8 protein-coding genes and 2 pseudogenes are annotated in these 12,679 nt (G+C 30.2%); 1 reads left to right on the top strand and 9 read right to left on the bottom strand.

Features of this window, described 5'->3' with window-relative positions; translation table 11 throughout:
* The 9 genes and pseudogenes from CLTEP_RS12075 to zapA all read right to left on the bottom strand — a co-directional run.
* Window positions 1-448 (bottom strand): annotated as a pseudogene (locus tag CLTEP_RS12075) (IS200/IS605 family accessory protein TnpB-related protein); the annotation flags it as partial.
* 330 nt (window positions 449-778) lie between these two features.
* Window positions 779-1,675 (bottom strand): phosphate butyryltransferase, encoded by an 897-nt coding sequence (gene ptb, locus CLTEP_RS12070; RefSeq protein WP_066827058.1) that lies wholly within the window; start codon window positions 1,673-1,675, stop codon window positions 779-781.
* Between the two features lie 357 nt (window positions 1,676-2,032).
* The gene (gene glnA / locus CLTEP_RS12065) at window positions 2,033-3,463 is read right to left on the bottom strand and encodes a type I glutamate--ammonia ligase (RefSeq protein ID WP_066827056.1); all 1,431 of its coding nucleotides are present in this window, start codon (window positions 3,461-3,463) and stop codon (window positions 2,033-2,035) included.
* Window positions 3,464-3,633: 170 nt separating this feature from the next.
* Entirely contained in the window at window positions 3,634-4,650 is a 1,017-nt protein-coding gene (locus CLTEP_RS12060; protein ID WP_066827054.1) for an alpha-hydroxy-acid oxidizing protein, read from the bottom strand.
* Between the two features lie 65 nt (window positions 4,651-4,715).
* The gene (locus CLTEP_RS12055; RefSeq protein WP_066827052.1) at window positions 4,716-5,198 is read right to left on the bottom strand and encodes a 2-thiouracil desulfurase family protein; all 483 of its coding nucleotides are present in this window, start codon (window positions 5,196-5,198) and stop codon (window positions 4,716-4,718) included.
* A 45-nt stretch (window positions 5,199-5,243) separates the two neighbouring features.
* Entirely contained in the window at window positions 5,244-7,610 is a 2,367-nt protein-coding gene (locus CLTEP_RS12050) for an endonuclease MutS2 (protein WP_066827049.1), read from the bottom strand.
* Window positions 7,611-7,637: 27 nt separating this feature from the next.
* Entirely contained in the window at window positions 7,638-10,010 is a 2,373-nt protein-coding gene (locus CLTEP_RS12045) for a U32 family peptidase (RefSeq protein WP_066827048.1), read from the bottom strand.
* A gap of 139 nt (window positions 10,011-10,149) precedes the next feature.
* Entirely contained in the window at window positions 10,150-11,136 is a 987-nt protein-coding gene (locus CLTEP_RS12040) for a glycosyltransferase family 4 protein (RefSeq protein WP_066827047.1), read from the bottom strand.
* A 101-nt stretch (window positions 11,137-11,237) separates the two neighbouring features.
* A complete protein-coding gene (gene zapA, locus CLTEP_RS12035; RefSeq protein ID WP_066827040.1) occupies window positions 11,238-11,837 on the bottom strand; it encodes a cell division protein ZapA in 600 nt (199 codons plus the stop codon).
* A 400-nt stretch (window positions 11,838-12,237) separates the two neighbouring features.
* Between zapA and CLTEP_RS12030 the strand changes: the two are divergent.
* Window positions 12,238-12,679: pseudogene (locus CLTEP_RS12030) on the top strand (transposase); the annotation flags it as partial.

The following is a 12,679-nucleotide window of genomic DNA, read 5'->3' as shown; positions in this document are numbered from 1 at the left end:
ATCTTTTGATGAACATTTTTTTAGTACCAAATGTAACAGGGGGAATAGTTTTATTATCAATATGTTTTTGAAAATAGGCTAATCTTCTTTTTCTTTTATCGAGCTTACTTTTTAAAGCATTCCTTTTATTTTGAGATAATTTATCATTTTTTAACTGTTTTTCAGTAGCCTTAACTTTCTTTTTATAATTATCTCTATTTTCTTTGAGCAATTCTCTCTGAGAAACTATTGTCTGTCTTGCACTCTCAACGGCATCTTTAGCTTGACGTATATTTAAATTATATTTATGCGCTACTATTTTTTCTAATTCACCTTTTTTTATTTCACCTTCAAGAAGTCTTTTGAAAGAAAACCTTATTGCAGTGCAAAATACTAACATCATATTATCAATTATTGATTTCTGTTTGTCATTTAGATTTATCAATATTGCTCTCATTGTTGTTTTCATTAATACTTTGCTCCTGCCTTTCTTTCTCTAATTCATTGATAGTTTTCTTTGATTTTATTCCTCATCCGATAATTTATATCTTCTATGTCCACCTAGAGTCTTATATGCTTTAAATTTCCCTCCATTATCCTATCTTTTTAATGTTTTAGTATATACACCAAGCATTTGACTTGCTTTTGATATATCTATCATATCTTTCATTAACTCTCACCTCTGATATAATAATATCAAAAGTTTATATACATATCAAATAATTCTAGTTAATTTTGTCTAAGTTTGAGCATTTTTTAAACAACAGCTGTATCCTCCTCAAATTATATTTACAAATATTTAAGAAATAATTGCACCCAATGCTATTGAATATAATTTAGATTTTGCAGTATCTGCCCTAGAAACTAACACAACTGGACACTTAGCTCCCATAATAACACCTGCATTAACTGCATTACCAAAATAAGTAAGAGATTTACCTAAAAAGTTACCTGCTTCAATGTTTGGAACAAGTAAAATATCACTATCTCCCGCAACTTCACTAACAATGCCTTTATGCTTAGCAGCTTCAATTGATACAGCATTATCTAATCCTAATGGACCATCAATAATGCACCCCTTAATCTGCCCTCTTTTATTCATTTGTGAAAGTGCTGAAGCATCTAATGTAGCTTGCATAGAAGGATTAACAACCTCAACAGCACATATAGGAGCTACTTTAGGGTTTTCAATATCTAATGCATGAGCAACCTTTACAGCATTATTGACTATTTCTATTTTATCTTTAAGTTCTGGGTATGGAACCATTCCACCATCTGTTAAGAAAAGCAATTTATGATACGCTGGAACATCATAAACCATAACATGAGATAAAAGACCTTTCCCTCTCAATCCAGCATCTTTATTTAGCACTGCTTTTAAAAGTGTTGAAGTTCCTAATAGTCCCTTCATTATATAATGTGCTTTACCTTGTGATACAAATTCAACAGCTTTTGCAGCAGCTTTAACTACATCTTTTTCATCAATAATTTCCATATTACCTAAGTCCAAATCTTCATCTTTAGCAATAGAAACAATTTTTTCTTTATCACCAACTAATATTGCATCTACTATTCCAAATTTAACCGCTTCACATACAGCTTCTAATACTGGCTTATCATGTGCTGCAGCTACAGATATTACTTTTTTTTCTCTCTTTTTAGCAAGCTCTAATATTTCCTCTAATTTTTTAACCATATTATCCGCCCTTTCGAAAGATTATTTATTTTCAGATTTTTAAGTATAAATCGACAACCTTATTAGAGAATAGTGAATAAGGAATAGGAAACAGTATTTGTACTGCAGACTAGAGATTGGAGACTAAAACAAAGTCACTAATCGCCAATCACTAGTCGCCAAAATATATTGTAACTTAGTCAGAGAAACCCTAGTACCTTCCTTTCCCTCCCAGCACCTAGTACCTAATAAGATACTGGTTATCAAGTTACAAATCTGTACTAGAGATTAGAGATTGGAGACTGGAGACTAAAACAAAGTCGCTAGTCGCCAAAACATATTGTGACTTAGTCAGAGAAACCCTAGTACATAACAGTATTACAGATCATAATATAATTGGAACTCAACTGGTGAAGGAACTGGAATAACTTTCTTAACTTCTTTGTTGTATTTATAATCTATCCAGTTATTAATGAAAAATTCATCAAAAACTCCGCCTTCGAACAAGAAATCATGATCTTTTCTTAATTCTTCCAAAGCTTCATCAAGTGATTTTGGAAGAGCCTCAATTTTAGCTTGTTCTTCTTCCGGCAATTCAAAAATATTCACATCATAAGGTCCAAATCCTTCTTTAGTTGGATCAATCTTATTTTTTATTCCATCAATTCCAGCCATAAGCATTGCTGAATACGCCAAATATGGATTAGCAGTTGCATCTGAAGGCCTAAATTCAAATCTTCTCTTTTCAGGATCTTTAACATAACCTGGAACTCTAATTACTGCAGTTCTATTTCCTGTAGCAAAACAAATTGATACAGGTGCTTCAAAACCTGGAACCAATCTCTTATAAGAATTTGTAGAAGGATCTGTAAACGCTAACAATGCCTTAGAATGTTTTAGTATTCCACCTATAAAGTACAATGCGTCCTGGCTTAATTCTGAATATCCATTTGCATCATAAAACATATTCTTTCCATTTTTTCTCAACAACATATGAACATGCATTCCACTTCCTGCTTCCCCATATAATGGTTTTGGCATAAATGTAGCTGTCTTACCATGAGCAATAGCTTCATTCTTAATTACATATTTAGCCATCATTGTATTATCTGCCATTTTAAACATAGGTGCTAATTCAACTTCTACTTCTAACTGTCCAGCAGAACCAACCTCATGATGATGATATTTAACATCAATACCCATTTCCTGCATTTTTAAAGCTATTTCACTTCTTAAATCATTACTTGAATCGTATGGAAGTGCCAAATGATATGCATCCTGGAATGGAGCTTTATATCCTTTATTATCTTCTTTAGAATTTGTATTCCATGGTGCCTGTTTTGAATCAATATGTACCTCTTGATGATGATTTTCAACGCCAAAATTAACTGTATCAAAAATATAAAATTCAAATTCTGGTCCAATTACATATTCATCAGCTATTCCTAAATTTTTCATATATTTTTCTGCTTTTTCTGCAATATATCTAGGATCACCTGAAAATCTTCCTTCATTTTTTCCAACTGTATAAATATTTGCAATCATACTTAAAGTCTTTACACTGCAATATGGATCAATAAACGCTGTTGCCATGTCTGGAACAAAACGCATGTCTGAACTTTCAACTGACAAATATCCATAACTAGAACCATCAAATCCTATCCCATCTGTGAATGTCTTTTCATTAAGCCTTTCTGCTGGTATAGTAAGATGTCTCCATTTACCTTGAAGTGTTACAACTTTAAAGTCTACCATCTTGACATCATTTTCTTTAATAAATTTTTTAATTTCCTGAAAATTGTTAAACATGGTATTACCCCCACACTAAAAATATTTTTTGCAAATTATCTCTCATTTTTAGTATAATACATGTTCATCTTTTGTCAATGTAATCTGCTAAAGTACAACAATAGAGATTGGCAAAATAACTACCAATCTCTATAAAAATAATTATTCTATTTTATATTTCACTCTTTGTACTATCTGTATAATATACTCTCATCAATATTTTTAACAGATTCACACCCAGTAAGTATCATAGCAGACTTTAATTCAGATTTTAATTTTTCAATATAAATTTTTACTCCTTCTGTCTGTCCCCCAAACGAAGCAGTAACAAAAGGCCTACCTATTAGCACTGCATCAGCTCCAAGTGCTAACATTTTTAGAATATCCACACCACTTCTTACACCACCATCTGCTAAGATCGTAATTTTACCCTTGACTGCTTTTGCTATTTTAGGAAGAACTTCTGCAACACCTGGTGTATGATCCAACACTCTTCCACCATGATTTGAAACAACTATTGCAGAAACTCCTGCTTTAATAGCAAGTTCAGCTTCATCAACAGTCATAATTCCTTTTAAAATAAATGGTAGTTTTGTACTATTAACAATTTCTTTTATATCATCAATAGTTTTAGGCATAACAGGTTTTCCATGAAGTGCGAGTGTGATTAATCCACAAGCATCAATATCCATACCTACTGCAAATGCACCTGATTCTTCAACCATTTTAATTTTCTTTATAACATTTGTGTTTTCCCACGGTTTAATAAATGGTATACCCTTACCATCATTCTTTTTCAATTGTTCTAGATTGGTAATTAAAAATGAATCTACTGCAGTATCTCCTACCATAGGATATATACCTGCATTTAGACATCCTTCAATTACCCATGATATGTATTCTTCTTCTGTAAATTTTCCTCCCATATTCAGAGTAGTTCCTGATACAGGTGCTGCAAATATTGGTAAACTCATTTTATGCCCAAACATTTCAATTTCTAAATCAGGTTCCTTAACATCATGTATTGTTCTCAAGTTAAGTTTGTATTCGTTAAGCGCTTTAATATTTTCCATAAATGCTGCTCCAGTACCTTTTCCACCCATTCCTGGTACTTCTCCAGCACATGCAACTCCATTACAAACTCTGCATACCCTACAACTTCCATTTAAGTTTTCTTTAGCATTTTTCAAAACTTCATCATAATTCATTTTTAATCCCTCCGAACAATATCTACTCAAGCGTTTAAAAGAAAATAACAATTCAAATATGTTAGTTATTTTCCTGAATACGCCTCATACTCTTCTAAAAATTCATCAATATTTTCTTCGGTAAAAATCTTGATTCCATGTCTCGACAATAGCTCCGCTGTAACACCATTACCATCCTTCTTATTACCTGTAAAAGAACCATCATAAATTCTACCAAATCCACAAGATGGACTTCTTGCCTTTAAAATCGCAACATTCGCTCCAACTTCTTTAGCTATTTTCAATGTTTCATATGCACCTTTTAAAAATTCCTGTGTTGCATCATCACCCTCAGGACCTAAAATCACACCCTTACCATCTAAAACATCTGCTCCAGTAGAATTTTGTATTTCATGAGGTGCTCTAGGTGTTGACTGCCCTCCAAGCTGCTCAGGACAAACTAAAATAGCTTTTCCTTCTCTTAAAAGTTTTAGTGCTTTCTCATTTATATTATTTCCACCATCATACTTACAATTAATTCCACACAAACATGCACTAATCAAAATCACAAAATCACTCTCCTATTCTTTTGTAAATTTCAACAATGATAACTTCTATTTAAGTTCAACAACAGTAACTCCAGTTCCTCCTTCTCCATAACTACCAATTCTGTAGGATTTAACATGAGGATGCTTTTTAAGCATATTCGTGATAGCTTTTCTCAAAACGCCTGTTCCTTTACCGTGAATTATTGTTACCTCTCCTAAGCCACCTAAGTACGCATCATCTAGATATTTATCTGCTGTATAAATTGCTTCTTCAGAATCCATTCCTCTCAAATCAACCGAAGATGAAACCATATTCATATTCAATTTAGCTTCTCTTTTAGAATAATTCACTTTTGAAGTAGCACTACTGCTTTCTTTTATTGCTCTTAAATCATCTAATTTAACATTTATCTTCATTATGCCTGCTTGGACAAGTACTTCTCCTTTTTTATCTGGCTTAGACAAAACAATAACCTTTTGGTCTATAGTAGACAATAAAACCTCCTGCCCCTCCTCTACGCTCTTCAATTTTTGTCCCTTGTTCTTTGACTTATTAGCTAAATTTTCTTCTGCTATATCTAATTTATCCTTCAATTTTTTTCTTTCTTTTTCTAGCTTTTGTCTAACATCAGAAGAATATCCCATTGATTCTAGTTTTCTAATATTTTTAAGTATATCATCTGCCTCATGTTTTGCTTCTCTAATCACTCTTTTTGCTTCTTTCTGTGCTTCAATAATTGCTTTTTCTCTTATGTTTTCAAGCTTTTCAAGTTTTTGAGCATACCTATTTTTCAATTTTTCAGCATCCATCTTTAAAATTTCTGCTTCTCTTGCATCCTTTTCAGCTTTTATATTTTTATCCTGAAGGCTCTGAATTAAATTTTCAAATTCCATTGTATCTTTCGATATATTCTGTTTTGCATAGCTAATGATATACTCTGGTAATCCAAGTCTTCTCGAAATTTCAAAAGCATTCGATTTCCCCGGTACACCTATAAGCAATTTATATGTAGGTCTCAATGTTTCAACATCAAACTCTACAGATGCATTTTCAACACCAATAGTTTTTAAAGCATATCCTTTCAGTTCACTATAATGAGTAGTAGCTGCAATTTTACAATTTCTTTTTCTTAAATTTTCTAATATAGAAACAGCAAGAGCCGCACCTTCAGTTGGATCAGTACCTGCACCCAATTCATCAAATAACACGAGCGATTTATCATCAGCTTTATCTATTATGTTAACGATATTTGTCATATGTGACGAAAAAGTGGATAAACTTTGTTCTATACTCTGTTCATCACCAATATCAGCGAATATTTCATCAAAATAGCTCACAATAGAATTTTGCTTTGCTGGTATTAATAATCCACTCATTGCCATTATTTCAATAATTCCTATTGTTTTTAGTGTAACTGTTTTTCCTCCTGTGTTTGGTCCTGTAACTACCAATGATGTAAATTCTCTACCTAAATATATGCTATTTGGTACAACTTCTTTAGCATCTATAAGTGGATGTCTTGCATCTATAATGTCTATTATTCCATCTTCATTTATAATGGGAAGAATACAATCCAAATCTGATGCATAATGTGCTTTTGCAAAAATAAAATCAAGCTCCCATATTATATTTGCATTGTTTCTAACTGCATTTATATTATCATATATATCAGAAGATAACTCGGCTAAAATCCTTTCAATTTCGGCCTTTTCCTTAAGTTTCAATTCTTTAATTTCATTATTAAGATTGACCAAGCTCATAGGTTCTATAAAAAGGGTGGCACCAGATGAACTTTGATCATGAACTAATCCAGGAACACTTGATTTATGTTCTGCCTTTACTGGTAAAACATACCTATCACCTCGTATAGTATATAAGTTTTCTTGTAAATATTTAGAGTTGGATCTAACCATAGCATTAACTCTGTCTTTTACAGAACTATTTTTTTCCCTTAACGTCTTTCTAATATTAAATAACTTTGAACTCGCCCTATCAGCTATTTCATTTTCGCCTATTATTGCATTAAATATTTTTTCTTCAATTCTTTTTAGTGGTACTATACCAGCACAAATATCTTCTAAAACTGGATATCCCTCTTCATCTTCTTTATGAGCTATAAAGCTCTTAAATCTTCTTGCAGAACGCAATAATTGTGCAATCTTTAGCAATTGCCCAGGAAATAGAGTAGCCCCTTTACCAACATTATTTATAGCTTCTCTAACATCAAATAAACCTTCAAATGGAGGATTACCTTTTTTAGTTAACAAATTAAATGCTTCATCTGTTTCTTTTAAATGCTGTCTTACTTCAAAAACACTATCATAAGGCTCTAAACCATCAATAATATCTTTAGCTGCTGATGTTTGAGCATATTTCTTTATTCTTTCCTTCACTTTGTCAAATTCCAATATTCTTAAGCTCTTCTTATTCATAACAAAACCACCTTTTAACAATTTTCTCTATTCTACTCCCCTTTTGAAGTGTCCCCTTGTAAACTCTTTTTTCTCCCCTAACCATTTCTTATATTTAAAACTTTTGATAACACATATTGTTTCTTCATAATTCTCATCAATTAAATCTATTCTATATGATTTTAAATTTTCTCTGTTTAATTCATCAATGTTATCAATCAAATTGGTAGGAACACTATTATATATATAGCATCTACAGAATTTATCTGTTTTTAATTTAAATTCTTTTCCCATCCTATCTTTTAAAACAAATTTCCCTCTTGTACATTCTCCACTGCAATTTTTTTCTTCAGTTTTTCCACCAAAAACAGAACCAATAACACAATACTCTGAAACCATAATTTCATATTTTCCATATACAATAATACCACATGAAAAGTTATTACACGACTTCATTATTTCTTTTATTTCACTTTTGTTAAGCTCTACACTTAAATATGCCCCATCAAGAATATCATTAAAAAATTTAAAATTGTATTCATTAAATATGTTTAGCTTGTAATCCCCTATTATTTTCGTTCTACCTCTAAACTTATTTATTATACCTAAGTTAGCAGTTATTAATCCATTAATAGAGTTAATATTTTCCTCAATAATTTTAGAAACCTCTGAAAATTCATAGTCCTTAATTATATTAGGTATTTTGAAATATAGATTAAATTCTTTTTCTGAATGAAAATTTATATTACCATTTTTATTAAATAAAGTAACAGCAATATCCTGCACTCCTTCATCAAGTGCAGCTCTAAACTGCTCTTCTGTATTAACTACTACTAACAATTGTGGCATATTTTTTTCTTGTGTAAAATTATCACATATATTTTCATTCTCTGTTTTTACAATATTTTTTATATCAATTTTCTTGTTTCTTTTGAATTTATTTTTAATATGGTTTTCAATTTTAATTAACAGCTTTCTCCTAACATCATTGATTGCAGAAATAGGTAAAAATCCTTCTTCAAACACTTCAAAATTTACACTTTCAATTTTTATAAATATATCTCCAGCCTTATTTAGATTTTTTATTAACCTTTCTTTATTTAGCGGTTTATTTATAGCTTTTTGTACGATATCTCCCTCCACTTTAAATGTAACACCATCATACTCAGCTTCCAAAGAAATAGGTTTGTCAACTTTAAATAACACATTAGTTGTCACTGCTACTTTTTTATCAAACATATTTTTGTAGCTTTGATATAATTCATTTAACAATTTATAATCATATGTTTTGAATATAATTTCATTTTTACTATAATTAGATGGTTTGATTATAACATTTTCTCCTTCATATGCTTCATATACTTCTTTTCCATTCCTGATTATTTTATTTACTGTAAATCCTCCACTTTCAGTTCTTATTCCATCTTTGACTGCTAAATTTCCAAACAACTGAACATAATTGTTATTTAATACTTTACCTATTTCAATACCAGTATTTTTAGGAAAATTGTAAGCCATCATACTAGCTCCTGTATTGCCAAATAAATACGCTTTAGAAAATCCCTCCCTATTAAATAACTTCATTAATCTATTTTGTTGCTCATATACATCAAAATGACTATTATCATAAAAACTATCAATTGCCTTTCTATAAGCACTTATAACACCAGCAACATACTCTGGTCTTTTCATCCTTCCTTCTACCTTTAGTGATGCAGCACCGCTTTCTATTATTTTAGCAACATCGTTAATAGTACAAATATCCTTAGGACTCATTAAATATCCTTTTTTTTCTAAACCATTATTTAAATTTACAAGTTTATATGGTAATCTACATGGTTGTGCACACCTTCCTCTATTTCCACTCCTTCCTCCTATTATACTGCTCATTAAACATTGTCCAGAATAAGAAATACACAATGCTCCATGAATAAATATTTCTGTCTCTATTTTAAACTTTTTTGAAATATACTCTATTTCTCTCAATGTAAGTTCTCTAGACAAAACTATCCTCTTTAAACCTAAATCTTTTAGAAACAATGCACCTTCTGCATTATGCACCGTCATTTGAGTAGATGCATGGAGTTCAAATTCTGGTAAATATTTTCTTACTAAATATATAAGACCTGTGTCCTGAACAATTAAAGCATCAACTCCAATGTTGTACAAAAATTCACAGTATTTTAATGCATCATGAATTTCTGTATGCTTTAATAAAGTATTTAAAGTCACATAAACATTAACACCATATAAATGGCAATAGTCTACTGCCTTAACTATTTCTTCATCATTGAAATTACCTGCATACGCTCTTGCTGAAAATCTGCTTCCACCTATGTAAACTGCATTCGCTCCATTTTGAACTGCTGCAATAAGGCTATTCATTTCTCCTGCTGGAGCTAATAATTCAATCTTTCTCATATACATGTTCTCCTTATTTTAAACCCTGTTTTAACTTTCCACTCCTTATTATACAATAATTCTAAGAATATATTAATAAATATTACAAAAAACACAGACACATACTGTAATAACGTAATATCAGTATGTGTCTGTGTTCTTATAATAACTGCACATAATATTCATATATTCTACCACAATACTTTTCCCAAGAAAAATTGTTAGCAATATAGTTTTTGAGCCTTGTACTCTTTTTCATCTGTAATCCCATGTTAATAGCATTAAATATATCTTCTTCATCATATGGATCATTGTATATTGCCATATCTTTAAAATATTCATAAGAACATCCTTCTTCAGTTGAAACAACTGTGCAACCACTTGCAGCCGCCTCTAATGAAGATAACCCTGGCATTTCAGCAAAACTACAATTCACATGAACTTTTGCAAATCTATATGCATTATATATGTTATAGCTATCCATGAATCCAAAATATTTAACATTCTTGAATCTCATACACTTTTTAAAATATTTTCTATCTTCTACATTTCCTATCAATATAAGTTCTATACCCATTTCACTGCAAACTTTAGCCAAAACGTACTGATTTTTAATTTCACATATCCTACCAACACATAAAATATATTTATCTAGCATATACCTTTCCTTAAAATTGTATAAAGGAATGTCATCATTTTCTGCATTAACACCATAATGCACAATTTTACATGGTGCAATATAAGCAAATTCTTTCTTTAAATGCTCTTTTTCAATATTACTATTACAAAATATCATGTTACATTTCTTCAATATTTCATCTCTATATGGTTTACATCTTCTCCATAATTTTAATCCTTCAATATCACCAACATAGTCATAATATCTACTCAAATCCCAATAATTTGGCGAAACCACTATTGTTTTTCTGTAATGATGTGCTATCTTATAATACTTATATATTTCTCCAGTAGAATTTAAGTTGAATAGATGTATTATGTCATATGAAGAATAATCGACTGTTTCACCATTGTTTATCTCAAATGTTACCCCTAATTTTTTAAGATATTTTGCAACCTGCATAACTTGCATTGAATCTGATGCAAAATTTCTATAGTAATCCTGCCTAACACACAGCAGTACTTTCATTAAAAGTTCCCCCTAAAGATTTTTATATTGCCTTTTTAAAATTACTATGCTAATTTCAAAAAAAATATAACAAAGAACACATTCTACAATAAAATGTGTTCTTATATGTCATCCGCTTTCTTCAATGGATTTCTCATCTTTCTTTCTTTAGTAAGTTCTATTTCCTTTTCGAGTATATCTTTCTTTAAGCTTATAATTTCGCTATTATACGACTGATTTTTCATCTTTATAGCTTTGTTTTCTTCTTTCAACATTTGTATTTCTTGCAAATACTTTTTAGATTCCTCACCCATTATAGTAATCTGCTCATTTAATTTCTTAATATCTCCTTCTAATCTTAGTATATATTCATTATTATTACTTTTTTTAATTTTTTCTGTCAATTCAGCATTATAATTTTCTAAATGACTAAGCTGTTTTTTTAAAGAAATATTTTCTTCCTTTATTCTTTTATCATCATTATAAATTTCTTCAACCTTCTTAAACAATTCACTCAGTTCGTTTTTTATTTTAAATAACTCATCCGCAATGTTAACCGCAGTAAGTACAGCAGCTGAACTAGTACTTAATTTGTTATTATTTTCTTTTATTTCTGTAAGTTTTTTATCGACATATGATGCTACCTTATGCAAATACTCTTCTCTTTCTTCACCTTTCAAACTATATTCCACCCCATTAATAATTACCCTAACAGTGTTCATTTAGTCACCCTCTTAAAACATAGTTTAACATAATTGTAGCACATTTTACCTAATTATGAAAGTATTCAGACACAATATCAGCTCTAAAGAGCAAAATCTAGTTTGATCTATCTATCAAGCAAAAATTAAATGCCAAATTTTACACTTAATTACATATGATTTTTCAAAAAAAGACTAAGCATATTTTTTTTAATAATTGTTAAAAATTTTTACAGAAGTTTAGCACTTAAAAATTTTTTAGGTTGGTAGCCCATTGATTTATAAGAATTTAAGAATAATCAGTGGAAATATGAGATTTTCCGATTTTTACTGGAAATTATAGAGAAAAAAGTTGCAAAATAAAAGCATCCTTTTTATAATAGTTTTGTTTAGAAATTCACACAAAAAGGATGCTGATAAAATGAGCAAGAGTTATTTGAAACAATTACTCACCTATACTAATAAGGTATACCATATAGGTGAAAAAATCAATACCTTAAAAGATAAAAGAGTAAAATCAGAAGTAAAAATTTCAACAATTGCTTTTATTGTTTTATTTGGATTTATGCTTCAAATAAGAAGTTTCAATAGATTAGACCATTGGCTTGAAAAAGGTAAATTTAAAAAAGTGTTACCTAAAAAAACTAGAACTCCACGCATTGACTCTGTCAGGCGGTGTTTCAGTGGTTTTGATTTAGATGGATTAAAAGGAATTCATAGTCATATAATTAAAACTACTATAAAAAATAAGGTTTTTAGAGGTGGTACTATAGATGGGTTAAAGGTTGTTGCAATAGATGGTGTAGAGCTATTTGAAAGCACAAAAAAATGTTGTGATAAATGTCTTACAAGAGTTGATAAAA

It is taken from the genome of Clostridium tepidiprofundi DSM 19306, assembly GCF_001594005.1.
In the GTDB taxonomy this organism is placed as follows: domain Bacteria; phylum Bacillota; class Clostridia; order Clostridiales; family Clostridiaceae; genus Clostridium_AC; species Clostridium_AC tepidiprofundi.
This window is presented reverse-complemented; position numbering and strand designations above follow the sequence as displayed.